Origin of the sequence: Cryobacterium lactosi (assembly GCF_004403945.1) — a bacterium.
In the GTDB taxonomy this organism is placed as follows: domain Bacteria; phylum Actinomycetota; class Actinomycetes; order Actinomycetales; family Microbacteriaceae; genus Cryobacterium; species Cryobacterium lactosi.
This window is the reverse complement of the sequence record NZ_SOHM01000032.1, coordinates 1-25,866: the sequence shown is the minus strand read 5'-3', so window position 1 is coordinate 25,866 and position 25,866 is coordinate 1. Positions and strand designations below refer to the sequence as shown.

22 protein-coding genes and 1 rRNA gene are annotated in these 25,866 nt (G+C 69.6%); 12 read left to right on the top strand and 11 right to left on the bottom strand.

The window, feature by feature from the left end; genetic code table 11:
- Positions 1 to 7: 7 nt before the first annotated feature.
- On the bottom strand, positions 8 to 1,018 hold the full coding sequence (locus E3T61_RS16195; protein WP_241992627.1) for a LacI family DNA-binding transcriptional regulator: 1,011 nt from the start codon (positions 1,016 to 1,018) through the stop codon (positions 8 to 10).
- 235 nt (positions 1,019 to 1,253) lie between these two features.
- On the opposite strand from E3T61_RS16195, the gene E3T61_RS16190 reads away from it, so the two are divergent.
- The 9 genes from E3T61_RS16190 to E3T61_RS16150 all read left to right on the top strand — a co-directional run bounded on the left by E3T61_RS16190 (position 1,254) and on the right by E3T61_RS16150 (position 10,086).
- Entirely contained in the window at positions 1,254 to 1,637 is a 384-nt protein-coding gene (locus E3T61_RS16190; protein ID WP_134641891.1) for an L-rhamnose mutarotase, read from the top strand.
- Complete coding sequence (gene rhaI / locus E3T61_RS16185; protein ID WP_198418718.1) at positions 1,634 to 2,800, top strand: L-rhamnose isomerase; 1,167 nt, start codon at positions 1,634 to 1,636, stop codon at positions 2,798 to 2,800. Before E3T61_RS16190 ends, rhaI begins: the two co-directional genes overlap by 4 nt.
- A 61-nt stretch (positions 2,801 to 2,861) precedes the next feature.
- The gene (locus E3T61_RS16180) at positions 2,862 to 4,910 is read left to right on the top strand and encodes a bifunctional aldolase/short-chain dehydrogenase (RefSeq protein ID WP_134641890.1); all 2,049 of its coding nucleotides are present in this window, start codon (positions 2,862 to 2,864) and stop codon (positions 4,908 to 4,910) included.
- Complete coding sequence (locus E3T61_RS16175; protein ID WP_255455696.1) at positions 4,907 to 6,358, top strand: rhamnulokinase; 1,452 nt, start codon at positions 4,907 to 4,909, stop codon at positions 6,356 to 6,358. The genes E3T61_RS16180 and E3T61_RS16175 overlap by 4 nt, the downstream gene beginning before the upstream one ends.
- A 27-nt stretch (positions 6,359 to 6,385) precedes the next feature.
- Entirely contained in the window at positions 6,386 to 6,781 is a 396-nt protein-coding gene (locus tag E3T61_RS16170; protein ID WP_134641889.1) for a DUF3592 domain-containing protein, read from the top strand.
- Positions 6,782 to 6,878: 97 nt separating this feature from the next.
- Positions 6,879 to 7,469, top strand: coding sequence for a DJ-1/PfpI family protein (locus E3T61_RS16165; RefSeq protein WP_134641888.1), 591 nt, complete (start codon positions 6,879 to 6,881; stop codon positions 7,467 to 7,469).
- Positions 7,470 to 7,515: 46 nt separating this feature from the next.
- Positions 7,516 to 7,881, top strand: a complete 366-nt coding sequence (locus E3T61_RS16160; protein ID WP_066591852.1) for a LysR family transcriptional regulator — start codon at positions 7,516 to 7,518, stop codon at positions 7,879 to 7,881.
- Positions 7,882 to 8,026: 145 nt separating this feature from the next.
- Positions 8,027 to 8,773, top strand: coding sequence for a FadR/GntR family transcriptional regulator (locus E3T61_RS16155; protein WP_241992626.1), 747 nt, complete (start codon positions 8,027 to 8,029; stop codon positions 8,771 to 8,773).
- 38 nt (positions 8,774 to 8,811) lie between these two features.
- Positions 8,812 to 10,086: an alpha-hydroxy acid oxidase gene (locus E3T61_RS16150; protein WP_134641886.1), complete on the top strand. Its 1,275-nt coding sequence runs from the start codon at positions 8,812 to 8,814 to the stop codon at positions 10,084 to 10,086.
- 97 nt (positions 10,087 to 10,183) lie between these two features.
- Here the strand turns inward: E3T61_RS16150 and rocD are convergent, their stop codons facing one another.
- Entirely contained in the window at positions 10,184 to 11,461 is a 1,278-nt protein-coding gene (gene rocD / locus E3T61_RS16145) for an ornithine--oxo-acid transaminase (protein ID WP_134641885.1), read from the bottom strand.
- Entirely contained in the window at positions 11,458 to 12,354 is an 897-nt protein-coding gene (gene ddaH, locus E3T61_RS16140) for a dimethylargininase (protein ID WP_134641884.1), read from the bottom strand. The genes rocD and ddaH overlap by 4 nt, the downstream gene beginning before the upstream one ends.
- Before the next feature lie 183 nt (positions 12,355 to 12,537).
- On the opposite strand from ddaH, the gene E3T61_RS16135 reads away from it, so the two are divergent.
- From E3T61_RS16135 to E3T61_RS16120, 3 genes are all read left to right on the top strand, one after another.
- Complete coding sequence (locus E3T61_RS16135; RefSeq protein ID WP_134641883.1) at positions 12,538 to 12,975, top strand: Lrp/AsnC family transcriptional regulator; 438 nt, start codon at positions 12,538 to 12,540, stop codon at positions 12,973 to 12,975.
- A gap of 66 nt (positions 12,976 to 13,041) precedes the next feature.
- On the top strand, positions 13,042 to 14,016 hold the full coding sequence (locus E3T61_RS21945; RefSeq protein ID WP_166793276.1) for a hypothetical protein: 975 nt from the start codon (positions 13,042 to 13,044) through the stop codon (positions 14,014 to 14,016).
- The gene (locus tag E3T61_RS16120; RefSeq protein ID WP_134641880.1) at positions 14,016 to 14,378 is read left to right on the top strand and encodes a GntR family transcriptional regulator; all 363 of its coding nucleotides are present in this window, start codon (positions 14,016 to 14,018) and stop codon (positions 14,376 to 14,378) included. The genes E3T61_RS21945 and E3T61_RS16120 overlap by 1 nt, the downstream gene beginning before the upstream one ends.
- Positions 14,379 to 14,415: 37 nt before the next feature.
- Here the strand turns inward: E3T61_RS16120 and E3T61_RS16115 are convergent, their stop codons facing one another.
- The 8 genes from E3T61_RS16115 to rrf all read right to left on the bottom strand — a co-directional run bounded on the left by E3T61_RS16115 (position 14,416) and on the right by rrf (position 25,703).
- Positions 14,416 to 14,856: a YdeI/OmpD-associated family protein gene (locus E3T61_RS16115; RefSeq protein WP_134641879.1), complete on the bottom strand. Its 441-nt coding sequence runs from the start codon at positions 14,854 to 14,856 to the stop codon at positions 14,416 to 14,418.
- A 286-nt stretch (positions 14,857 to 15,142) separates the two neighbouring features.
- The gene (locus E3T61_RS16110) at positions 15,143 to 16,114 is read right to left on the bottom strand and encodes an NAD-dependent epimerase/dehydratase family protein (RefSeq protein WP_134641878.1); all 972 of its coding nucleotides are present in this window, start codon (positions 16,112 to 16,114) and stop codon (positions 15,143 to 15,145) included.
- Entirely contained in the window at positions 16,111 to 18,801 is a 2,691-nt protein-coding gene (locus tag E3T61_RS16105) for an alpha/beta fold hydrolase (RefSeq protein ID WP_134641899.1), read from the bottom strand. Before E3T61_RS16105 ends, E3T61_RS16110 begins: the two co-directional genes overlap by 4 nt.
- Positions 18,798 to 19,799: a 3-oxoacyl-ACP synthase III gene (locus E3T61_RS16100; protein WP_134641877.1), complete on the bottom strand. Its 1,002-nt coding sequence runs from the start codon at positions 19,797 to 19,799 to the stop codon at positions 18,798 to 18,800. Before E3T61_RS16100 ends, E3T61_RS16105 begins: the two co-directional genes overlap by 4 nt.
- A 217-nt stretch (positions 19,800 to 20,016) precedes the next feature.
- Complete coding sequence (locus tag E3T61_RS16095; RefSeq protein ID WP_134641876.1) at positions 20,017 to 20,643, bottom strand: hypothetical protein; 627 nt, start codon at positions 20,641 to 20,643, stop codon at positions 20,017 to 20,019.
- A gap of 36 nt (positions 20,644 to 20,679) precedes the next feature.
- On the bottom strand, positions 20,680 to 24,306 hold the full coding sequence (locus E3T61_RS16090; protein WP_134641875.1) for a proline dehydrogenase family protein: 3,627 nt from the start codon (positions 24,304 to 24,306) through the stop codon (positions 20,680 to 20,682).
- Positions 24,303 to 25,322, bottom strand: coding sequence for an adenosine deaminase (locus E3T61_RS16085; protein WP_134641874.1), 1,020 nt, complete (start codon positions 25,320 to 25,322; stop codon positions 24,303 to 24,305). Before E3T61_RS16085 ends, E3T61_RS16090 begins: the two co-directional genes overlap by 4 nt.
- 264 nt (positions 25,323 to 25,586) lie before the next feature.
- Positions 25,587 to 25,703: ribosomal RNA gene (gene rrf, locus E3T61_RS16080) — 5S ribosomal RNA — on the bottom strand.
- Between the last annotated feature and the right edge of the window lie 163 nt (positions 25,704 to 25,866).

Genomic DNA, 25,866 nt, shown 5'->3' with positions numbered 1-25,866 from the left:
CGCGGGCTCAGACTCCGGTCGAGGCGCGCACGACGAGTTCAGGCTGGAAGACCACTTGCTCAGGCACGAAATCGGCACCATCGTCGGCCTCGCGCAGCAGCAGCTCCACAGCCGTGGAGCCGATCAGCGCGCTGGGCTGGCGGATCGACGAGAGCGGCACGACGGCCGCGGACGCGAAGGCGATGTCGTCGTAGCCGATCAGGGCGATCTCCTGCGGCACGCGCACCTCGCCGAGCATGCTCAGCGCCTGCAGCACACCAAGGGCCAGCAGGTCGTTGGCCGCGAAGACCGCGTCGGGGCGCGCATCCGCCGCACGCGCGCGCAGCGCTTCGCCGACGGCACGCCCCTCCAACACCGAGAGCGAGCCGGTGTGAATGACCTCGAGGGTCACTCCAGGATGCTCGGCCACGGCCCGGCGGGCGCCCTCGAGCCGGTCGGAGACCTGGCGGATGCCGTGCGGGCCGCCCACGAAGGCCAACCGGGTGCGGCCCGTTTCGATCAGGTGACTGGCGGCGAGATGACCGCCGAAAACGTCGTCCACGGAGACGGAGGAGAAGCTGAGGTCCTCGATCTGTCGGTCGACCACGACAGTGGGGGTACCGCGGCGACGCAGCCGGCTGAGTTGGTCGCCGGACTCGCCGAGCGGTGAGATCAACACACCGTGCACGCGCTGCTCCTCGAACAGGTCGAGGTAGGCGCTCTCGCGCGCGGCCGTCTCGTCGCTGTTGCCCAGCAGCACCGTGAGGCCGGCCTGGGCGGCACGGTCCTCGGCGCCGCGTGCCAGGTCGGTGAAAAACGGGTTCCCCACGTCGAGCACGACCAGGCCGATGCTGCGGCTGCGGCCGGCGCGAAGCTGGCGGGCGGCGTCGTTCCGCACGAAGCCGAGCAGTTCGATCGCGGCCTGCACCCTGGACACGGTGCCGGCAGAGACCTTGTCGGGCCGGTTGAGCACATTGGAGACGGTTCCGACCGAGACTCCCGCCTCTGCCGCCACCTCGCGCACGCTGATAGATGCCACCAAATCTCCTTCGCCGCGAATCCGATTGAAGTTTAGCGGCCGGCGACTGAAACGAATCATTTTGGCCCGGAATCGGGGTCGAAGCATTGACGAATCGGGACCTCCGCCTCTATCGTCGACAGTGCGTCGCAGGATGAAACGATTCATCCGAGACCGATTCGGTTTGCGGTCCACTCGACGCCGGGTCATGATTGAATCGATTCATTTCAGAATCCCGATGGAGTAGAGGCCCTCAATGACGAGTACGACCACCCGAGAACGCGTGTGCTTCCAGCTGCAGGTGAAGCCGGAACTCATCCCCGAATACACCCGTCGGCACGCCGCGGTCTGGCCGGACATGCTGCGCGCTCTGGCCGACACCGGCTGGCACAATTACTCGCTGTTCCTGCGCGCCGACGGCCTGCTGATCGGCTACCTCGAGACCGACGACCTCGCGGCCGCCCAGGCCGGCATGGCGGCAACGTCAGTCAACGCCCGCTGGCAGGCCGAGATGGGCGACTTCTTCGTCGCCCTCGACGGCGCGCCCGACACCGGCTTCCTCCAACTCACCGAGGTCTTCAATCTCGACTCCCAACTCAACGCCCTCGACTCCGCCTCCACAGAAAGAAGCGCTCCGTGAGCATTTCCCCATTCGTCCTCGCCCAGCTCGCCACCCAGGCGATCGAGCTCCCATCCTGGGCGTTCGGCAACTCCGGCACCCGGTTCAAGGTGTTCTCCACACCGGGCACGCCCCGCACCATCCAGGAGAAGATCGCGGATGCCGCCACCGTGCACCAGCACACCGGCCTCGCGCCCTCCGTGGCGCTGCACATCCCCTGGGACAAGGTGGGCGACTACGACGCGCTCCGCGACTTCGCCGGCGAGCACGGCCTGGCTCTGGGCACGGTGAACTCGAACACCTTCCAGGACGACGCGTACAAGTTCGGCAGCCTCACCCACACGGATGCCGCCGTACGCCAGAAGGCCATCGACCATCACTTCGACTGCATCGACATCATGCACGCCACCGGGTCGCAGGATCTGAAGATCTGGCTCGCCGACGGCACCAACTATCCCGGCCAGGGCGACATCCGCGGGCGGCAGGACCGCCTCGCCGACTCGCTCGCGAAGATCTACGACCGGATCGGCGAGAACCAGCGCCTGGTGCTGGAGTACAAGTTCTTCGAGCCCGCTTTTTATCACACCGATGTGCCCGACTGGGGAACCTCCTACGCCCAGGTGAACGCCCTCGGCGAGCGCGCCCTGGTCTGCCTGGACACCGGCCACCACGCCCCCGGCACCAACATCGAATTCATCGTTGCCCAGCTGCTCCGATTGGGCAAACTCGGCTCGTTCGACTTCAACTCCCGCTTTTACGCCGACGACGACCTCATCGTCGGCGCGGCTGACCCGTTCCAGCTCTTCCGCATCCTCTACGAGGTCATCCGCGGTGGCGGCTTCGGGCCGGACTCCCCCGTCGCGTTCATGCTCGACCAGTGCCACAACGTCGAAGACAAGATCCCCGGCCAGATCCGCTCGGTGCTCAACGTGCAGGAGATGACCGCCCGCGCGCTGCTCGTCGACCGCCCGGCCCTGACCCGCGCCCAGGATGCCGGCGACGTGCTCGGCGCCAACGGCATCCTGATGGACGCCTTCTACACCGACGTGCGGCCCGACCTGGCCGCGTGGCGCGAGTCCCGCGGGCTGGCCGGCGACCCGATGGCCGCCTACGCGGCATCCGGCTACCAGGCGCAGATCGCCGCCGACCGGGCCGGCGGCACCCAGGCCGGCTGGGGCGCCTGACCCGCCCGACACCCCAAGACCTCACTCCCCGTCTCACCCTGACCTCGAGAGAAAGTTCGCCATGACCAACCCCACTGCCAACCCCACTGCTCTGGAGCTGATCGCTCGCTCCAACCGGCTCGGCGCCGACCCGAAGAACACCAACTATGCCGGCGGCAACACGTCGGCCACCGGCACCGAGATCGACCCGGTCACCGGCGAGAGAGTCGACCTACTCTGGGTCAAGGGCTCCGGCGGCGACCTCGGCACCCTCACCGAGTCGGGCCTGGCCGTGCTGCGACTGGACCGGATGCGCGCCCTCACGACCGTCTACCCCGGCGTCGACCGCGAGGACGAGATGGTCGCGGCCCTCGACTACACCCTGCACGGCAAGGGCGGTGCGGCGCCGTCCATCGACACCCCCATGCACGGCCTGGTGGATGCCGCGCACGTCGACCACCTGCATCCGGATGCCGGCATCGCCATCGCGACCGCCGCCGACGGCGAGGCCCTCACCGGCACGATCTTCGGCGACCGGGTGGTCTGGGTGCCCTGGCGCCGCCCGGGCTTCCAGCTCGGCCTCGACATCGCCGCGCTCAAGGACGCCAACCCGCAGGCCATCGGCTGCATCCTCGGCGGCCACGGCATCACCGCCTGGGGCGACACCAGCGCGGCCTGCGAGGCCAATTCGCTCTGGATCATCCAGACGGCCACCGACTACATCGCCGAGCACTCCACAGCAGAGCCGTTCGGAGCTGCGCTTGAGGGCTACGGCCCGTTGACCGAGGCCGAGCGCCGCGCCAAGGCCGCAGCCCTCGCGCCGACCCTCCGCGGCCTGGTCTCCACCGACAGCGCCAAGGTCGGACACTTCACCGACGCCCCCGAGGTGCTGGACTTCCTCTGGCGCACCGAACACCCGCGGTTGGCGGCGCTCGGCACCAGCTGCCCCGACCACTTCCTGCGCACCAAGGTCAAGCCGATGCTGCTCGACCTGCCCGCCGACGCATCCGTGGAGGGCTCGATCGCGCGCCTACAGGAACTGCACGAGGCCTATCGCGCCGACTACCAGGGCTACTACGACCGCAACAAGAGCGACGGCTCCCCCGCCATCCGCGGCGCCGACCCGCTCATCGTGCTGATCCCCGGCGTGGGCATGTTCAGCTACGGCGCGAACAAGCAGACCGCCCGGGTGGCCGGCGAGTTCTATCTCAACGCCATCAACGTGATGCGCGGCGCCGAGGGCCTCTCCAGCTACGCGCCGATCGACGAGGCCGAGAAGTTCAAGATCGAGTACTGGGCCCTCGAAGAGGCCAAGCTGGCGCGGATGCCCCGCCCGAAGCCCCTCGCCACCCGAGTGGCCCTGGTCACCGGCGCCGCCTCCGGCATCGGCAAGGCCATCGCCACCCGGCTGGCAGCCGAGGGCGCCTGCGTCGTCATCGCCGACCTCGACCTGGCGAAGGCGCAGGCTGCCGCCGCGGAGATCGGCAACGAGGACGTGGCCATCGGCGTGCAGGCCGACGTCACCGACGAGGCGCAGGTGCAGGCATCCGTCGACGCCGCCGTGCTCGCGTTCGGCGGCCTCGACCTGGTCGTGAACAACGCCGGGCTGTCGCTGTCCAAGTCGCTGCTGGAGACGACAGTGGCCGACTGGGACCTGCAGCACAATGTGATGGCCAAGGGCTCGTTCCTGGTCTCCCGCTCGGCAGCGAAGGTGCTCATCGAGCAGAAGCTCGGCGGCGACATCATCTACATCTCCTCGAAGAACTCGGTGTTCGCCGGCCCGAACAACATCGCCTACTCCGCGACCAAGGCCGATCAGGCCCACCAGGTGCGCCTGCTGGCCGCCGAGCTCGGCGAGTACGGCGTGAAGGTGAACGGCATCAACCCCGACGGCGTCGTGCGCGGCTCGGGCATCTTCGCCGGCGGCTGGGGCGCCAAGCGCGCCGCCGTCTACGGGGTCGCCGAGGACGACCTGGGCAAGTACTACGCCCAGCGCACCCTGCTCAAGCGCGAGGTGCTGCCGGAGAACGTGGCCAACGCCGTCTTCGTGCTCTGCACCAGCGACCTCAGCCACACCACCGGGCTGCACATCCCGGTCGACGCCGGCGTCGCCGCCGCCTTCCTCCGGTGAGCGCGGCCGGCGTCGTCGCCGCGGTTGACCTCGGCGCCTCGAGCGGCCGGGTCATGCTCGGCCGGGTGGGACCCAACCAGCTCGAGCTGCACTCGGTGGCCCGGTTCCCGAACAACCCGGTGCGCACCGTCGACGGACTGCACTGGAACATCCTCGAGCTGTACCGCAACGCCCTGGTGGGCCTCCGGTCCGCCGTGCGGGAGGCCCCGGAGCTGGTCAGCGTCGGCATCGACTCCTGGGCCGTCGACTACGCGTTGCTGCGCGGCGACCGGATGCTGGGCAACCCGTACCACTACCGGGACGACCGCACCGCGGCCGGGGTGCTGGCCACCCACGCCCTGGTGCCCGCGAGCGAGCTCTACGGCCAGAACGGCCTGCAGGTGCTGCCCTTCAACACGCTGTACCAGCTGGCCGCTGACCGGGCTACGGGGGATCTCGAGCTGGCCGACCGCCTGCTGCTGATTCCCGACCTGCTCGGCTACTGGCTCACCGGGCGCCAGGTGGCCGAACGCAGCAACGCCTCGACGACGGGGCTGCTGCACGCTGCAGGCGGCTGGAACGACGGCCTCATCGAACGGCTCGGGCTGCCCAGGTCACTGTTCCCCGAGCTCGTCGCCGCCGGCGAGGCGATCGGACCGTTCCGGCCCGGCGTGGCCACGGAGGTCGGTTCGGCGCGACTCGAACTGGTGGCGGTGGGCTCGCATGACACCGCCTCGGCCGTCGTCGGGGTGCCGATGCTCACCGACGACTGCGCCTACATCTCCAGCGGCACCTGGTCCCTCGTGGGTGTGGAGTTGCCGGCACCGGTCCTGACCGAAGCCAGCCGGGCCGCGAACTTCACCAACGAGGGCGGCGTGGACGGGCGGGTGCGCTACCTCCGCAACGTGATGGGACTGTGGCTGCTCAGCGAGTCGATCCGCAGTTGGGAACGGGAGGGCGAGCAGGTCGACCTGCCGGCCCTTCTCGCCCAGGCGGCCGCCCTACCCGGCGCCGGCACGCTCTTCGACGTCGACGACCTGCGGTTCCTGCCGCCCGGAGACATGCCCGAGCGCATCCGCAGCTACTGCCGGGAACACGACATCCGCCCGCCCGGCAGTCGCGCCGAACTGGTGCGCAGCATCGTCGAAAGCCTCGCGGCCGCCTACGCTCGCACCCTCGCCACGATCACCGAGTTGACCGGCCGCACCGTGCGCACGGTGCACCTGGTCGGCGGCGGCAGTCAGAACGAACTGCTCTGCCAGCTGACCGCCGACTACACCGGGCTTGGGGTGCAGGCCGGTCCGGTGGAAGCGACCGCCATCGGCAATGTGCTGGTGCAGGCGCGCGCGCAGGGACTCGCGTCGGGCAGCCTCGAGAGCCTGCGCGCCCTGGTGCGCCAGGCGTATCCGCCGCGGAGCTACCGCCCCGCACCACCGTCCCGGTCGGCGCGCGATAGCATTTCACCCTAGGCAGGCGACGGGAAACGGCGGGCACGGGTGGACCTTCACGACATCGTCTCGTTGCTCAGCGAGATTTTCAGCATCGTGGGCCTCCTGGTGGGTATTCCGCTGTACATCGTCGGCTGGTCGGTGCGGGGCTTCGGCAGCCGATGGGTGCAGGCGGATGGCGTCGTGGCTGCCACGGCGTCCGGCCCCGTGATCCGCTGGTTCGACAACACCGGCGAGGTGCACGAGGCCCTCGCCGACAGCCACGAGACGATGCACCTGAACCCGGGCGACGACGTCACGGTGTGGTTCAATGCCCGGGCGCCCGAGCGCTGCCGCACGCACTCCCCCGACCACGACGGAAAGGCGCTGCGGCTGACCGGGCTGATCCTCATCGGCCTGGGTGTCGGCTCGGCGATTCTGGGGATCGTGCTGCTCTTCTTCTGAGCCGGGAGGGGTTGCGGCCGGCAGCCGTCCGACGGATGCTGGCGGGCACACCCTGCCCCACGCAGGTCACAGACAGGCCCATACAGAGAGGTATGCCATGGAGAAGATCATCATCCTCACCGGAGACGCCGCCGAGACCCTCGAGGTGTTCTACCCCTACCAGCGGCTGCGCGAGGCCGGCTACGAGGTGCACATCGCCGCCCCGGAGAAGAAGACCCTGCAGTTCGTCGTGCACGACTTCGTGGACGGTTTCGACACCTACACCGAGAAGCTCGGCCACACCCTGGCCGCCGACATCGCCTTCCGGGACGTGAATCCGGCCGACTACCTGGCCGTGGTGGTTCCCGGCGGCCGCGCGCCGGAATACATCCGCAATGACGAAGACGCCCAGCGCATCGTGCGGTATTTCTTCGAGACCAACGCACCGGTCGCCGCGCTCTGCCACGGGCCCATGCTGCTCGCCGCCGCAGGCGTGTTGCACGGTCGCACCTCGTCGGCGTATCCGGCGCTCAAGCTCGACGTGGAACTGGCCGGCGGCACCTTCGAGAACGGTGCGGCCGTCGTGGACGGCAACCTGGTCTCCGGTCGAGCCTGGCCCGACCACCCCGAGTGGATGCGTGAGTTCATGAAGCTCCTCGACGACGCCCGGGTGCAGAGCCGGCCCGTGGAGGCCGCCGCCACCGCGTAGCCTGTATGCAGGTACGCGATTCGCGCGTGCGGCAGAGAGGATGCCCGTGGACACCACATTGCTCCGGCGTTTTGTCGCCGTCGCCGAGGAACTGGACATCGCTCGCGCCGCGAAGAACCTCAACGTGTCGCGTACGACGCTGATGAAGTCGGTCGCCTCACTGGAGGCCGAGCTCGGTGTGCCGCTTTTCGAGCCTGCCGCCGACAACCCCTTCCTCACCGAAGCCGGGATCGCCCTGCTCGCCGAGTCCAAGGGGCTGCTCGCCCACATGCCCCCGGCCGGCGGCCCCTCCCAGGGCTCGGGCAACAGCAGCGGATCCGGCGGCGGCAAGGCCAAGGCGTCAAAGGGCCGTGGGCGCGCGCCCGCCGTCAAGGGCCAGTCCGCGCCTGGCAAGCGACGCCAGTCCCGCTAGCTGAGACTTCACTGCCGCCCCTGACATCGACCCTGATGGCGGGGGTGGTGTTCGTCGCGCTCGCTTACTAAGCTGTGTGGTCAGACCACAGCACGCCCGAGCAGTAACGCCTGAGCCACACAGCCCGCCAATGGAGGAGGACACCGTGACCGTCGACGAACGCCGTGCCTGGGAGATCGTGCTCGCCCACATCGAGGACGACCTGCTCGGCGGCCGGCTGAAGCCCGGCGACCGGCTGCCCGGCGAGCGCGCCCTGGCCACCGAGCTGGGCGTGGGCCGTTCGAGCGTGCGCGAAGCCATCCGGGTGCTCGAGGTGCTCGGACTCGTGCGCACCAACGTGGGCTCAGGACCCACCGCCGGCGCGATCATCGTGGCGCTGCCCGGCGGCGGCATGAGCGCCCTGATGCGCCTCCAGGTCGCGGCGCAGGGCTTCCCGGTGGCCGACATCGTCAAGACCCGGCTGGTGCTCGAAACCGCCGTGGCCGCCGAGCTTGCCGACGCCGTGCTGTCGGCGGCCCTGCTACATCCCGACCGACGCGACCCCGACCTCGGCCGGTGTGCGCAACTGCTCGACGCCATGGATGCTCCGGGGCTGTCCGAAGACGAATTCCTCACCCTCGACGCGGCCTTCCACCTGTCGCTGGCCGAGGCCTGCGGCAATCAGGTGGTGATCGCCACGATGGCCGGGCTGCGCAGCGCCATCGAGGGCTATGTGCGCGCCGGGGTCGAGAGACTCGCCTCCTGGCCGGACACCTCCGCGCGTCTGCGCGCCGAGCACCGGGGCATCCTGGCGGCCATCGAAGCCGCCGACCCGACCGGCGCCCACGACCTCGTGCACGCGCATATCTCCGGCTACTACGCCGAGACCCGGCTCACACCGGCCTCCCGCTGACTCCCACCGACCCGCCCCCGCCGAGAACAGGACCGTCCATGGTTGACCGCCGCCTTCCCAAGATCAAAGACCTCGCCCCGCTCATGCAGTTCAAGGTGCCCGAGCTCAACGCCAAGAAGCGCCGCCTCGACGCGGCGCTGACCATCCACGACCTGCGGGCCATCGCGAAGAAGCGCACTCCCAAGGCCGCGTTCGACTACACCGAGGGCGCGGCGGAGGGGGAGATCTCGCTGCAGCGCGCCCGGCAGGCCTTCGAGGACATCGAGTTCCAGCCGTCGATCCTGCGCGACGTGTCGACGGTGTCCACCGGGTGGGACGTGCTCGGCGCTCCCGTCTCCCAGCCGTTCGGCATCGCTCCCACCGGCTTCACCCGGATGATGCAGACCGAGGGCGAGATCGCCGGCGCCCACGCGGCCGCGAAGGCCGGCATCCCGTTCTCGCTGTCGACCATGGGCACCACGGCCATTGAAGACGTCAAGGCCGCCAACCCGCACGGCCGCAATTGGTTCCAGCTCTACATGTGGAAGGACCGCGACCGGTCGATGGCGCTGGTGGAGCGGGCCGCCGCCGCGGGATTCGACACTCTGCTCGTCACCGTGGATGTGCCGGTGGCGGGCGCGCGCCTCCGCGACAAGCGCAACGGCTTCTCCATCCCGCCGCAGCTCACCCTGGGCACCGTGGTGAACGCCCTGCCGCGGCCGGAGTGGTGGATCAACTTCCTCACCACCGAGCCGCTCGCCTTCGCCAGCCTGGACCGCTGGAGCGGCACCGTGGGCGAACTGCTCGACACCATGTTCGACCCCACCGTGACCTTCGAGGACCTCGCCTGGATCAAGGCGCAGTGGCCGGGCAAGCTCGTGGTCAAGGGCGTGCAGAACCTCGCCGACGCGAAGAAGCTCGCCGACCTCGGCGTGGACGGCATCACGCTGTCCAACCACGGCGGCCGGCAGCTGGACCGGGCGCCGATCCCATTCCACCTGCTGCCCAGCGTGGCCCGGGAGGTGGGCAACGACCTCGAGGTGCACCTGGACACGGGCATCATGAGCGGCGCCGACATCGTGGCCTCCGTGGCGCTCGGTGCCCGCTTCACCATGATCGGCCGCGCCTACCTGTACGGCCTGATGGCCGGCGGCGAGGCCGGCGTCGACCGGGCCATCCAGATCCTCTCCGACCAGGTGGCCCGCACCATGCGGCTGCTGGGCGTGAACTCGCTCGAGGAGCTCGAGCCGGCGCACGTCACCCAGCTCACCCGGCTGGGCCGCATCGACCCGCTGGCCGCGGAGGCCATGGAGGCCCTGCCCGGCCGCCTGTAGGCACTCACACCCGCGCGAGGTCCCCCCGTACGGACGAGTTGCCCCGGTGCGCCGGGGCAACTCGTCCGTTCCGGGGCAACTCGCAGGTGGCGGCGGGCTACGCGGCGCCGAATTCCTCCAGCACCGCGGCCAGCTGGTCGACGGCCCAGTCGAGATCCTCGGCCGAGACCACCAGCGGCGGGGCGAGACGGATGGTAGAGCCGTGCGTGTCCTTCGCGAGCACACCACGCTCCATCAGGGCCTCGCAGACCGCGCGTCCGCTGGCCAGGGCCGGGTCGATGTCGATGCCGGCCCAGAGCCCGGCGCCGCGCACCTCGAGCACCCCGTGGCCGACCAGACCGAGCAGGCGCTCGTGCAGGTGCGCGCCGAGGTCCTGAGCTCGCTGCTGGTATTCGCCGGTAGCGAGCATATTCACCACGGCCAGGCCCACGGCCGCGGCCAACGGGTTGCCGCCGAAGGTGGACCCGTGTTCGCCCGGGCGCAGCACGCCGAGGATGTCGGCGTTGCCGACGACGGCCGAGACCGGCACGATGCCGCCGCCGAGGGCCTTGCCGAGCAGGTAGAGGTCGGGCACGACGCCGGCGAGTTCAACCGCGAAGGTGGCGCCGGTGCGGCCGAGGCCGGACTGGATCTCATCGGCGATGAAGAGCACGTTGTGCCGGGTGGTGATCTCCCGCACCGCGGGCAGGTAGTCCGCCGGTGGCACCACGATGCCGGCCTCGCCCTGGATGGGCTCGATCAGCACGGCCACGGTGTTCTCGTCGATGGCCGCCTCGAGCGCTGCGGCATCCCCGTAGGGCACCGTGCGGAAGCCCGGTGTGAACGGGCCGAAGTCGGCGCGGGCCGAGTCGTCATCGGAGAAGCTGATGATGGTGGTGGTGCGACCGTGGAAGTTGCCGCCGGCGACAATGATGTTCGCCATCCCCGCCGCGACACCCTTGACCCGGTAGCCCCAGGCGCGGGCCACCTTGATGCCGGATTCCACGGCCTCGGCGCCGGTGTTCATCGGCAGCACCATGTCCTTGCCGGCCAGCCTGGCCAGCGCGGTCACGAACGGGCCGAGCTGGTCGTTGTGGAAGGCGCGGCTGGTGAGCGTGATCCGGCCCAGCTGGGCGCGCGCGGCATCCAGCAGCACCGGGTTGGAGTGACCGAAGTTGACCGCGGAGTACGCGGCCAGGCAGTCCAGGTAGCGCTTGCCGTTGATGTCGGTGACCCAGGCGCCGTCGCCGGAAGCGACGACGACGGCCAGCGGGTGGTAGTTGTGCGCGGCGTGCTCGTTCTCGAGCGCGATGGCCGCGGTCTGGTCGGTCAGGCCCACCTGCGCGGTGAGGCCGGTCCGGTCGGCCAGCTCGGCCTGGTTGATCGGGGCGCTCATCGGCGCAGCTCCAGAGTGCAGCACTTCACTCCTCCTCCACCGAGCAACAGCTCGGACAGGTCGACGCCGACCGGGTTGTACCCGCGTTCGCGCAGTTGCCGTTCGAAGTCCTTGGCCCGGGCGGCAATCACGACGTTGTAGCCGTCGGAGTAGGAGTTGAGGCCGAGGATCGCGGCATCCTCTTCGGTGACGATGATGGCGTCGGGGTAGCGTTCGCGCAGGATCGCCAGGCTCGGTGCGTCGAAGGCGCTGGGCAGGTAGGCGATGTTGGTGTCATCGAGCACGGCCACAGCGGTGTCGAGGTGGTAAAAACTCGGGTTGACCAGGGTGAGGGTGATCACCGGGCGACCGTAGATGGAGGAGACCTCTTCGTGGCTGTTCGACGCGCTGCGGAACCCGGTGCCGGCCAGGATGACGTCGCCGACCAGCAGGAAGTCGCCCTCGCCCTCGTTGATCTCGACGGGCTCACGCACGTCCAGTCCGTTGGCGCCGAACCAGTCCATATACGCGGGACCCTCGGGCTGGCGCTGCGGATAGGTGAACTTGGCACCGTAGGCGATGCCGTCGATGACAAAGCCCCCGTTGGCGGCGTAAACCATGTCGGGCAGGCCGTCGATGGGGTCGATCAGGTGCACGTCGAAGCCGAGGCCGATGTAGGTGTCGTACAGCGTTTGCCACTGGGCGACGGCCAGGCTCGTGTCGGTCGGCAGGGCCGGGTCCATCCACGGGTTGATCCGGTAGACCACGGTGAAGTAGTCGGGTTTGCACATCAGGACGGTGCGCTTGACCGGCGTGCGAGTCGGCGCGGCGGGCGCCACCGACTCGTTCGGGGTAGCGGATGCGACATCTAGTGACACTGGAGCTCCTCTGTTGGCGTTCGCCGGCCGAGGCATTGGCGGAACGCGGATGGTGGCGGACCAGGTCGCTCTCGTGAGCCCGGTACGATCAATGAAGCCGATCACACAGGGACGCCGGTTCTAGTCTCACACAGCATGAATCAACGTTTCGTGCGAATTCGCGCATGTAATATGCGTTTTGAACAGTGATGACGCAACTTCTCCGCGTACACTGATCGAATGGACAACCTCGATCGCGGCATCCTCGACCTCCTCCGCCAGAATGCCCGGGCGGGCTACGGCGACATCGGTTCCGTCGTCGGCCTGTCGGCCTCGGCAGTGAAACGACGCGTTGACCGGCTTGTCGCCGACAAGGTCATCCGCGGCTTCACCATCCAGGTCGACCCGTCGATCGACGGAATGAGCACCGAGGCCTACGTGGAGCTGTTCTGCCGGGGCACCGTGGCGCCCGACGAACTGTTGCGCATCCTCTCCGGAGTGCCGGAGGTCGTCGACGCCGGCACCGTGACCGGCAGCGCCGACGCCATCGTGCACATCCGGGCCCGCGACATCCCGGGACTCGAGGCAGCCCTGGAGAAGGTGCGGCTGGCGCCGAACGTCGACCACACCCGCAGCGCGATCGTGCTCACCCGGCTGATCCACCGCGGCGCGGAGTAGCCCGCCGGGTCCTTGACGGTTCGGATCAGGCCTTGCTAGCTTGGTACAAACATCAAACAATCGAGGATGGCCGTGGACCCGTACAAGATCACCCTGCTTGTTGTGGCTGGAGTGCTGCTGACCGCTTTCGCATGGCAGCTTCGGCCCGGCGCCGTCGTGCGCCCGGGCGCCCTGCGAGACGCCGCCCGCCGGGCCGGACTGGCCGTCACCCCCGAGGTCGAGCCCATCCTGATCGCTCGCCTGCGCACACAGACCCGGGCCACACTGGTGGGCACGATCGTTGCCCTCGTTGCCGGCACGGTGTTCCTGTTATTGGTGCCGTCGGCGGGCGACAACATCGCGGCTGTGCTCCTCCTGGTTGTGCTCACCGGCCTCGGTGCTGCGATCGGAAACGCCGTCGCGGAGAGCCGTTCCGCGCTGGCTCCCCTCGGTGACCAGCCTCGCGTGGCTCGCGCGCCGACCCCCGGCCGCGCCGACTACCTGTCGGGACTGGATCGCTGGGGCGCTCCCGTCTCACTGACACTCAGCGCCGCCGCGCTGGTCGGCCTGAACGTGCTGGTCTCGGTGAATCCGAACGGGACCTTCGACGACCCGGTCCGCGCTGGACTGTGGTTCCCGAGCGGCCTGCTCTGGGCCGTCGCGTTTGTCTCCTTTCTCGTCGGCCGCATGCTGACCGGGCGCATCCTGCAGCACGGGCAACCGGCCAGAGACGACACCGAGTTGGCCTGGTCGGATGCCTTGCGGAGCCGGACTCTGCGCGTCTTCGCCCTGACACCGGCAATCGGTGCCTTTGCCGGCCTGGCCGCGGCCCTGCTGACCGTGAGCTCGGCGGTGTCGACCGAGTCAGCCACCGGGCGGGTGATCTCCCTCGCGGCCACCCTGACGCTCGCCGTGATCTCACTCGCGCTAGCCGGCTTTTCCCTCTGGTCGGAGTTCACGACCCGCACCCCGCACTACCTGGTGAGGCTGTGGCCCGCCGTGGTAGCCCAGCTGCGGGACCCGGACCGCCAGGTCGTCGCCGCCTCAACCTGGGGGCCGTAATGAGACTCCAGGTCGATCCGAACTCGACCACACCCCCGTTCGAACAGATCCGGATGCAGGTGATCGAGGCCGTGCGCACCGGCGCGCTCACGCCCGGCGACAAGCTGCCCACCGTGCGCCGGCTCGCCGAGGACCTGGGCCTCGCGCCGAACACCGTGGCGCGCAGCTATCGCGCCCTCGAGCAGGATGAGGTGATCGAGACCCGTGGGCGGCTCGGTTCGTTCGTCGCCGCCACCGGCGACGCGACGCACCGGCAGGCGCAGCTGGCCGCGGTGGCGTACGCCGACCGGGCGAAATCGCTCGGGGTGAGCCCGGACGAGGCGCTGGCGATCGTGCGCGCAGCGCTCGGGCTGCCGGGCTGACCTCCCCGGGAGGCCCGGATGGCCCGGATGGCTGAGCTCAGGCGCCGTGCAGCTCCGCCAGCACGGCCTCGAGCCGGCGCTGGCGGGTAGCGTCGGTCTTCGCCCCCTCGATGGCGAGCACGTGACGGCGCTGGTTGCTGTAGGAGAGCGCGTCGAAGGCGGTGCGAGCCGCCGGATCGGCGGCGAGCGCGACACGGAGCACCTCGGGCTCATCGACGGTGCGCGGCTGATCGTCCAGCTCGATCGTCACCTCCACCTCATCACCGCCGACCACGCCGGCCTTCGTGCGGTTCTCGGCGCTCAGGGCGATCATGTACTTTCCGCGATACGGAGCGACCGAGCTGCGGTAGCTGTGCCCGTTGAGGGTGACGGTGATGGCGTGCCGCTTGCCGGGGCCCAGGCCGGCGACCACCTCGTCAGGCACCGGAATCCCGGTAGCCGTGGCGCTGGATTGCTCGATGACGGTGCGAAAGTCCATGAGGTGAGTATGCCGCCGTCGGTCGAATGTCGACAAGCACGCTTCCGCACATTCACCGCGAGTTGCAGCCCAGTAACCCTCCAGCGCACTCGGAGGGGCACGCCGGGGGCATCCGAGGCGTTGAGGGCGATATGCGGGTCAGGCGCCGGTAAGCGCGTGGCGCGCCACCCGCATAACGGCGCCTACCCCGCCCGGCGAGCTATGCGGGCTACACGCCGCTACGCGGGTCAGGCGCCGCTGTGCGGGTGAGGCGCCAAGTGCGGGTCAGGCGCCGTTGGTCCAGTGCTCAGACGGTGCGATAGTGCTCGGCGAGGCGGGCCAGACCCTCGTCGAGGGAGACCGCCGGGGTCCAGTGCAGGTCGGCGCGGGTGCGGCGCTGGTCGAACCAGTGCGCGGTGGAGAGCTGCTCGGCCAGGAACCGGGTCATCGGCGGTTCGTCCTCGCCGGGGAACACCCGCCAGGCCGTCTCGATGACGGAGCCGGCGGCGCGGGCGACCGCGGCCGGTACGCTCCAGGCCGGCGCGGGGACACCGGCCGCCCGGCAGATCCCACCGAGCAGGTCGGCGACCGGGCGGGGTTCGCCATTGGTGATCACGTAGACGTTGCCGTGCACGGCAACCACCCGTTCGAGCGCGGCCGCGATGGCACTGGCGGCATTGTCGATATAGGTGGAGTCGATGAGGGCGGCGCCGTGGCCGAGCAGCGGCAGCCGGCCGGCCCGTGCGCGTTCGACGATACGCGCGATGAGCTGGGTGTCGCCGGGACCCCAGACCAGGTGCGGCCGCACCGCGACGACCCGAAACTCCGGGGAGTCCGCGGCGAGCGCCAGAAGTTCCGCGGCCGCCTTGGTGCGGGCGTAGTCGCCGCGGGCACGGTCGGGGTCGGCCGGCAGCGCGTCCGTACCGGTAATGGATGCGCCTGAGTGCGCCACCGACGGCGACGACACGAAGACCAGGCGCTGCACACCGGCCGCGCGGGCGGCGTCGATCAGGGTGCGGGTGCCGCCCACGTTCACGGTCTCGAATTCGGCGGGAGGCCCGGCCAGGGAGACCTTGGCGGCGAGGTGCACGATGGCGTCGACCCCGGCAACCGCGGCGGCGACGTCGGCCGGTTCGGTGATCGAACCCAGGGCATCCGTGGCGCCCGTCACGCCGCTGGGGCGGCGTTGGAAGCAGCGCACCTCATGGCCGGCGGCGACGATCGCGGCCGCCACGGCGCGGCCGAGGAAGCCGCTGGCACCGGTGACGAGCACCCTCATGGCTGGGTGAGCCTCGCCCCGGTGAGGATGCCGTTCGCCCAGCGGGCCAGGCGGGTGCGGTCGATCTTGGAATTGTGCCGGATGTCGGTGGGCAGGTGCGGCACCACGAGCACGGCCGCGATCGGATGTCCGGCGACGGCTCGCACCGCAGCGGCCAGGGCGGAGTCGGCCAGGCCGACGCGGCTGGCCGGTGGAACGGTCTCGACGACAATGACAACCTGCTGGCTGCCGGCGGGCCCGACACCCACCGCCGCGGCACGGTCGACGCCGGCCAGGTCGGACACGGCCAGCTCAGCTCCGACGGGGGTGATCACGCCTTCTGCCGTGGTGATCACGTGCGGCAGGCGCCCCTCCACCCACAGTCGGCCGGCGGCATCGAGGTGGCCGACATCGCCAGTGCGGTGCCAGCGCTCGCCCGGGGTGACCGCGCGGGTGGCGGCCTGGTCGGTGAGCCAGAGCCTGTCGTAGTGGTCCTTGACGTGCGGGGCGGAGACCACGATCTCCCCGGTGACCTGCGGCTCCTCGGAGAGCTCGCCGACGGCCGCGCCGGTCTCGTCGAGGGCGCTGATCCGCACCCGGGTGGTCGCGGTGGGGCTGCCCACGCACACGCCGCCGGGGCCGCGCGCCACGTCGTCACGGGCGGCTTCGCGGATGCCGTCGAGGGTGATGTCGGTCATCAGCAGGCCCTCGGTCATTCCGTACGGCGTGTGAGCGCTGGCGCCGGGCATCAGGGCGGCAGCCGAGGCGAGCAACGATTCGGAGACGGGGGCGCCGGCCGAGAGGAAGCTCGTCACCCGGGCCAGGGCGGCGCGGTCGGCCGGGGACAGTTCACTCTGGGTGGCCACCACGTTGGCCAGCGCGGCCGGGGACAGGAACACGACGGTGGCCTCGATCGCGGCCACGGCGGCGGCGACCGCTGTGGCGGTGAGCGTCTTCGGGGCGGTGACGTCCATGTCCGGGGTGACCGACCGGGCGCCGAGGGCCGGGCCGAGCAGCGCGAACGGGGCGAAGCCGGCGACGAGGCCGGTGCCGCGGCCGACACCGTACTGGGCGTGCAGCGCTCGGCTGACGGCGGACAGCTGGCCGTGCGTGTAGACGACGCCCTTGGCGGGTCCGGTGGAGCCTGAGGTGAAGAGCACTGCGGCGACGTCGCCGGGCTCGGGCGGCTCGGGAAGCTCCTCGTCGCGGCCCAACGAGATCAGGTCGGCGAGGGCGTAGGAGACGCCGAGGGCCCGGCGGCTGACGGCGGGAAGCCGGTTGACGGAGATCTTCTGGCCGGGCCAGCCGAGTGCGCGGGCGGCCATCAGGCCGGGCAGCGCGCCGATGACGTGGTCGGGGCGGGCACCGCGCACGGCGCGGGTGAGGCCGGTGAGGCCGAGGCCGGCGTCGGCCACCACGACGATCGCGCCGAGGCGGATGCAGGCGTAGAGCACGGCGGTGAGGTCGGCGCTGGGCGGTACGAGAAGCGAGACCCGGTCGCCCCGGCGCACGCCGATCTGGTGCAGGCCGGCCGCGATTTCGCGGACCCGCCGGGAGAGCAGCCGCCAGCTGACGACGCGGGGGCCGTCGCCGCCGGCTGGAGCCATGTCGATGAGGGCGGTCTCGTCGCTGTCCCGCAGCTCATCGAGGTAGTGCCAGAGGGGTTGGGTCGTGCTCTCGACCAACGGGCCAGGCTCGGCCAACGGGGCCGGCTCGACCAGGCTCTCCGAGAGCCAGCCCAGCGCAGCTCCGGCGTAGTCCACGTCCTCGGCGATGAGATGTCCGGAGCCCTCGAAACGGTGCACGGCGGCGTGCGGCATCCGCTCGCTGAGGTCGTCGAGGTAGCGGTCGCTGAAGATCGGGTCGCGCGGACCCCACAGCATCAGGGCGGGAACCGTGAGCGCGCGCAGCGATTCGGCGATGCGATCGAGCTCCGCGTGGCTCTCGTGGCCCGCATCCACGGGGATGTCGGCGACGAAGCCGCCGATGCCGCCGCGGCGGGCGGGCGTGCGGTACGGCGCCCGGTAGGCGTTCTTGACCTCGGCCGGCAGCGCCGGGTGGCCCAGCGCGAGGGTGGTCTCCAGGAACGCCGTGGTGATCACGGTGCCGGTGCTGAGCACACCGCGGGCAAGCGCGAGGCGCAACGGTGCCGGGATGGGTTCGGTCTCGCTCTGGTGGATGGCCGTGTTGAGCAGCAGCACACCGGCAAGGAGCTCGGGATGGTCCACGGCCCAGCCCAGGGACACCACGCCGCCCCAGTCGTGGCCGAAGGTGACCACGGGGCCGGACAGGCCGAGCGTGCGGGTGAGGTCGTCGAGGTCCTGCACCCGGCGGGACAGCGGGCGTGCGACGCCGGTGCGCTCCGAGAAGCCCATGTCCAGCTGGTCGACAGCGATGACGCGCCAGGCCGGGCTGCCGGCCGCCGCGGCGGCGCTGGCCTGGGCCACGAGGTCCCGCCAGAGGTAGGACCAGGTGGGATTGCCGTGCACGCACAGAATCGTGCCCACCGGTTCGGCGCCGAGCGCGGCCAGCTCTTCGCCGTTGTCGAGCAGGTGCCAGGCGTGACTGGCCCCCGGCGCACCGTCGTCCAGAGCGCTCTGAACCACGTCGACGATCCGGGACCAGTCCGGGTCGAGACCCGGCAGACCGCTCGGCGGAACGCTCGCCGGAGCCAGGGCCGTCGCGGGACGCGGCAGCCGGTACCTCACCACTGGATCTCCATCATGGCCGTGTTGAGGCCGGAGCCGACGCCCATCAGCAGGACCCGGTTGCCGGGGACGAGTCGGTCGGCTTCCTCGGAGAGCGTGATCGGGATCGATGCGGGCCCGACATTGCCGTAGCCGGGGTAGGTCAGGGGCACCCGGGTGCGGTCGAGGCCGGTGGCCTTGACGATGGCGTTGGTGTGCACATCCGACACCTGGTGCAGGATGTAGCGGTCCATGTTCGACCAGCTCCAGTCGCGCTTGGCTTCGGTCCAGGCCGACACGACAAGTTCCATGCCGCCCTTGAGCAGCGCCTTGGCGTCGGTGAACATGCCGTCGACACTGCCGACGCAGAGGTCGTTGAACTGGGTGGCCGCCCGTGTCACGCCGCCGAGGATCCGGTGACCCTCCGGGTGGGCGTCGGCACGGCCGAGCACGGCGGCAGCGGCGCCGGAGCCCAGGGTGAGGCTGGCGAACTCGGACATGAAGTCCTTGCGGCCGATGTCGGGACGGCTGAGGCGCTCGATGGTGTTGGTCTGGATCTCGTCGGCGTCTTCACCGTCGATGATCACCGCGTACTTGATCTGGCCGGAGTCGATCAGCTGGGCCGCGAGGGTCATCCCGTTCACGAAGCCCAGGCAGGCGTTGGCGATGTCGAAGTTCGTGGCCGACGACGGCAGGCCCAGACCGTGGTGGATGCGTACGGCCACCGACGGCTCCAGGTGCTTGCGGGTGACCGAGGTGTTGATCATCAGCCCCACCTCACTGGGGTCGATGCCGGCCTGGGCCAGGGCGCGCTTGCCCGCGGACACGGCGGCGTCGTCGAAAGCCTGGCCTTCGGCCCAGTTACGCCGTTCGTGCACTCCGGCGACACGCTGCAGGAGCCCCTTGGGCAGGCGAAGGCGCTTCAGCGCCGGCTGCAGGCGAACGTCGATCTCCTCAGAGGTCGTGATTCGGGGTGCGATGGTCGTGGCGACCGACAACAACGCGACATTGCGGTGCATCGTTGTTGCGTTTCCGTCCAACGGGGTCCCCTGTCGAGTTGTGAGTAGCGACAAATCTAGTCCTTCGATTTTCTCCCAGGAGTCTGGGTGTCCACCGTGCGTCAGCTGATGCCCTCGCGGCCTTCGAATTCGGTCGGAGGCCGAAACGGCTACCTTCCATTATCAGCCTTCCCGACGGTCCCACCGTCACCCGGCGGCCCGCCCGGGTTCGGGAGCCTCAGGTGAGGCGTGGGGCACCGGGTCTGGTCAGCGTGGCGGCCACCAGGAAGCAGACACCACCCGCGATAGTGCCGACAGTAGCCCAGCTCGCCAGTAGTTGCTGCCCAGACCCCGCGATCGGGTAGGCGCCGACCGCCGCGACGCCGAATGCCACCGAACCCAGGAGGTTCAGCCAGGCGCCCCGCCAGGTTCGGGCCTTCGGGTCCCAGAGCGCATCGCGCCCGGTGGTAGCCACGACGGCGAGCAGACTGGAGAGCAGGAAGCAGACCGAGCCGTAGGCATCCGGGCGCCACCCGGTGCGCTCGGTGCCGCCGAGACTGGCGGAGAGCGCCGTGGCGGTGCTCAGGTTGAAGAACAGGGTGCCGGCGAACTGGATGGCCGCGGCCCACCAGTCGAACCTGTCCGGTCGGTTGGTGGTGCTGCGCGGTGGTCGCCGGCCGCTGAGGTTGAGTTGGATGAAGGCGGCGAGAGTGAAGAACAGCGATCCGATGAAGAAGGTGAGGTTGTCGACCACGGCACCGACGGCACCCAGATACCCCGGAACGGCCCCCAGGATGAAGAGGGCCGACCCGACGACGAATCCCCAGGCCTCCCGGCGCAGCCGGAGGAGCTTCGGTGTCGCCATTGGATCACCTCGCCTCCGACCAGAGCCAGTATGCCGCTAGATCACCTCGTCCGTGAGGGTGCTCGGATTCCCGAACCTGTGCGCGGTGATCGAGATGGCCTGTTCCCGCAGGAACGGCAGCAGCTCCACCCGTCCGGACTGGGTGACCGGATGGGCGTAGACGGCGATATCCGGGCTGCCGCGAAGGGCGTGGGCGAAGGCGGTGGCCGCGGCGGCTGCACCGGTCTGCGGGTCGCCGCCGATCAGCCGCACCCGGCTCGTGCTGATGCCGCCGTCCGCGGCCCTGGTCAGCCATTCCTCGTCGCTCTCGATGATCACCGGGATGTCGCGTGGTGCGAGTACCGCGCGCACCTTCGGCGGCACCGGTAGCGCGCTGGAGACGATGAACCTGGACTTGGATACCAGGCCCGCCGCGATCACACGCAGCAGCAGGGCCAGGCTGCCGTCCTCGCCCAACCGCACGGTGACGGGCAGCGCGCGGTACCTGAACAGGTTGCGTTCCAGACCGAGCGCGGAGACGTCGGCGACCACGTCGAACTCTTCGCGCCAGGCGAGGGCATCGCTCAGCGCCGACCGGCGCAGCACATCGAAGTCCTCGTAGGGCAGCGACGGCTGGGAGGCCTCGATGAGATCGGTGATGCGCTGCTCAAGGCCGCGCAGGTGCAGGGTCGAGCTGTTGCGTCCGGGATCGGTGACCCAGCCGCCCAGCCCGAACAGGTAGTTGGGACCGCCGGCCTTGCAACCGGGACCGACCGCCGAGCGCTTCCACCCGCCGAAAGGCTGCCGCTGCACGATCGCTCCGGTGATGCCGCGGTTCACGTAGAGGTTGCCGGCCTGGACAGTGTCGACCCACTGGGCGATCTCGTCGGCGTCGAGCGAGTGCAGCCCGGACGTGAGCCCATAGTCGACCGCGTTCTGGTAGCGGATGGCTTCCTCGAGGTTGCGGGCGTGCATGACACCCAGGACCGGGCCGAAGAACTCGGTGAGGTGGAAGTACGAGCCGGGCGTGACGCCACTGCGGATGCCGGGCGACCACAGTTGGCCGACCCCGGTTTCGAGTTCGTCGTCGAGCAGCTTCGGCTCGACCAACCAGCTCTCGCCGGCGCCGAGTTCGGTGAGCGCGTGCAGCAGCTTGCCGTCCGCGGGCTCGATGATCGGGCCCATCTGGCTGTCCGGGTCGGCGGGACGCCCCACGCGGAGCGAGGTGGCGGCATCCACCAGTTGCCCGATGAACCGGGCGGACCTGGCGACGGAGCCGACCAGGATCACCAGGCTGGCGGCTGAGCACTTCTGGCCGGCATGGCCGAAGGCGCTCTTGATCACGTCGGCGGCGGCCAGGTCGAGGTCGGCGGACGGGGTGACGATGATGGCGTTCTTGCCGCTGGTCTCGGCCAGCAGCGGGAGGTCCTCCCGCAGGCCGCGGAACAGTTTGGCGGTCTCGTAGGCGCCGGTGAGGATCACCCTGTCCACAGCGGGGTGGGCAAGCAGCCGGCTGCCGAGCGCCCGGTCGGGCAGGTCGACGAGGGCGAGGAGGTCCCTGGGCACTCCGGCCTCCCAGAGCGCCTCGACCATCACGGCACCGGTGCGCTGGGCGAGGGTGGCCGGCTTGATGATCACGCCGGAGCCCGCGGCGAGGGCGGCGAGCACACCACCGGCCGGGATGGCCACCGGGAAGTTCCATGGCGGCGTGATGACGGTGAGCTTGGACGGCACGAAGATGGCGCCCTGCACGGCGTCGAGCTCGCGGGCGCGTTCGGCGTAGTAGTGCGCGAAGTCGATGGCCTCGCTGACCTCGGGGTCGCCCTCGGCGATGGTCTTGCCGGTTTCGGAGGCCATCACCTCGATCAGGCGGTCGCGGTTGGCGGCCAGGGCGAGGCCGGCGCGGTGCAGCACCTGGGCCCGCTCGGCCCCGGGCTTCTGCGCCCAGGCTTCGCCGGCCGCGGTGACGGTGGCGATGACCTCGTCGAGCCTGTCGGCGTCGTCGATGCGGGCCTGCTTGATACTTTCCTTGCCGAGCATCGACGTCTCGACCCTGGCCAGGATGGCGCGGCCCCAGGCCCGGTTCGCCGGGAGGGACGGGTCGGTGTCGGGTTCGTTGTGGAAGCCGCCGAGGACCGACCGGCTCCGGGAGACCGAGCCGCGGGTGAGTCCGAGCACCATGGCGGTGAGATTGGGGTCGTCGGCATCGGCCGGCGGAGTTGTCAGCGGCGGGGCGTCGGCGTCGGGCAGGGGTTCGAGCGGCACGACCACCGAACGGTCCTGGTCGCGGTTCGGCGACGGCACGAGGACAGTCCCGCCCGGCGCTCCCGGCGCGACCTCGAGTGCGGCGAGGGAATCGAGGAAACGCTGTTTCTCCCGTTCGAAGAGGGCCGGGGTGTCCGAGAGTTCGAACACCGCTGACATGAAGTTCTCCTCGCTGGCGTTCTCCTCGAGGCGGCGGATGAGGTAGCTGATCGCCACGTCGAATTCCGCCGGATTCACCACCGGCGTGTAAAGCAGCAGCCGGCCGACATCCTTCTTCACGGCCTCGGCCTGGCTCGTGGCCATGCCCAACAACATCTCGAACTCGATGCGGTCGTCCACACCGCGCTGCTGGGCCAGCAGGTGGGCGTAGGCCACGTCGAAGAGGTTGTGCCCGGCGACGCCGATGCGAACGGCGTCGGTGTTCTGCGGGGTGAGCGCCCAGTTGAGCACGCGCTTGTAGTTGGTATCGGTGTCCTGCTTGCTGGCGTAGGTCGCCAGCGGCCAGTCGTGCACTCTCGCGTCGACGTGCTCCATGGCGAGGTTGGCACCCTTGACCAGCCGCACCTTGATGGCTGCGCCGCCGCCGGCCCGACGGGCGTGCGCCCACTGGGTGAGGCCCTGCAGCGCGCCGAGGGCGTCGGGCAGGTAGGCCTGCAGCACGATGCCGGCTTCGAGGTTCTGCAGGCGGGGCTGGTCGAGGATGCGCTCGAAGACCGCGATGGTCAGGTCGAGGTCGCGGTACTCCTCCATGTCGAGGTTGATGAACTTCGGGGTGGGTGAGGCCGCGGCAAGCTCGTAGAGCGGGGTCAGGCGTTCGACGACCCGGTCGACGGCCTCGTCGAAGGCCCACATCGAGAGCTGGCTGGCGATCGAGGAGACCTTGATCGAGACGTAGTCCACGTCGTCCCGTACCAGCAGTTCGCGGGTGCCGGCGAGGCGGCGCAGCGCCTCCTTCTCGCCGAGCACGGCTTCGCCGAGCAGGTTGATGTTGAGCCGGTTGCCCGATTCCTTGAGGGCCTCGATGGTGGGACCGAGCTTGTCGGCCGTCGCATCCACCACCAGGTGGCCGACCATCTGGCGCAGCACCTTGCGGGCTGCCGGGATCACCACCCAGGGCAGCACCGGCCCCATCACGCCGCCGACGCCGATGGCGCCGCGGAGTACCGGCGGCAGGAAGGCCGGGGCGAGCTTGGCCACCCGTTGCAGGTTGTAGCCGGCGACCATCACGTCTTCCGGACGCATCACGCCGTCCACGAAACCCACGGTGAAGTCGAGCCCGTTGGGGTCTTTCAGCACCCCCGCGAGCCGTTCGGCCGACACGTCGGCGGGGATGGTCGCGCTGTCAGCCAGCCATTTGGTGACAAGGGCCACGACCTCCGCACCGAGGTCCTGCTGCACGTTCGGAAGGGGTTTGCTCATGCTCCCGAGGTTAGTCGCAGCAACCCCTCAAGGTGCTCCTGAACGGCCTCGATGTGTCGGCGTTTCTCAGCTTCGGGCAGGAACGCTGCCCGGAAGGAGTTGCGCGCCAGCGTGGCCATCTGAGCGTGGTCCAGGCCGAACTCATTCTGGAGGGCATCGAGGTTGTCGTCGACGTAGCCGCCGAAGTAGGCCGGGTCGTCGCTGCTGATGGTGACCAACAGGCCGGCGGCGAGCATGGCGGGCAGCGGATGCGCGCCGAGCGTCGGGGTGGCCCGCAGGCACACATTCGAGAGCGGGCACACCGTGAGCGGGATCTGCCGCTCGCGCAGGAGCTCCACAAGGCGGGGGTCTTCGACGGCGCGGATGCCGTGGTCGACCCTTTCGACCCCCAGCAGGTCCAGGGCCTCGTACACATAGTCGGGGCCGCCCTCTTCGCCGGCATGCGCCACCCTGTGCAGTCCGAGCGCCTCGGCCTTGGCGAAGGCCTCGGTGAAGAGCGACGGCGGAAAACCGACCTCGGCGGAATCAAGGCCCACGCCGATGAACTGGTCAAGGAACGGGATGGCGGCTTCGAGAGTCTCCAACGCCGCCTGACCGCCGAGGTGGCGGAGGAAGCACAGGATGAGGTCTGCGGAGATACCGAGGGTCTCGCGGGCATCGACGAGGGAGCGGGTGAGGCCGCCGAACACGACGTCCAGCTGGATGCCGTTGGCCAGGTGCGTCTGGGGGTCGAAGAAGATCTCGGCCCGGCGCACTCCGGCTGCGGACGCACGGGTGAGGTACGCCATCCCGAGATCGTAGAAGTCTGCTTCGGTGCGCAGCACCGCGAGATTGGCGTAGTAGATGTCGAGGAACGACTGCAGGTCGGTGAATCTGTACAGCTCACGCAGCACGTCGGGGTCGTAGCTGGGCAGGGCCACGTCATTGCGACGGGCCAGCGCCACGAGCAGCTCGGTTTCGAGCGTGCCTTCGATGTGCACGTGCAGTTCCGCGACGGGCCACTTGGCAACGGTCATGTCTCTCTCCCGCGTGTCTAGGTGAGTCCCCACGGTACCGGAGTCCCGCCAACGTCCCGTGCCGCTTCCACGCCCTCCCGCGAACTGTGACTTAAGCACCGAAATCCCGCGTTTTTCGGTGCTTTTCTCACGGTTCGCGGATGCGGGGGTGGGGGTTAAACGCAGAAAAGCCACCCCGGTGGGGTGGCTTTTCTGTTGTTTTCNGGGGGTTAAACGCAGAAAAGCCACCCCGGTGGGGTGGCTTTTCTGTTGTTTTCAAGTTAAGTCCGGCGGTGTCCTACTCTCCCACAGGGTCCCCCCTGCAGTACCATCGGCGCAAAGAGTCTTAGCTTCCGGGTTCGGAATGTGACCGGGCGTTTCCCTCTTGCTATAGCCGCCGAAACACCTGGTGATGGTGAATCGAATCTATATTTTTAGTTATAGAACACTCCTGGTGGAGTGTGTTTGTTCTCGACCGTACATCGAGAACCACATAGTGGACGCATAGCAGCTTATTCAAACTGAGTGTTATCAAATTATCGGCTTATTAGTACCGGTCAGCTCC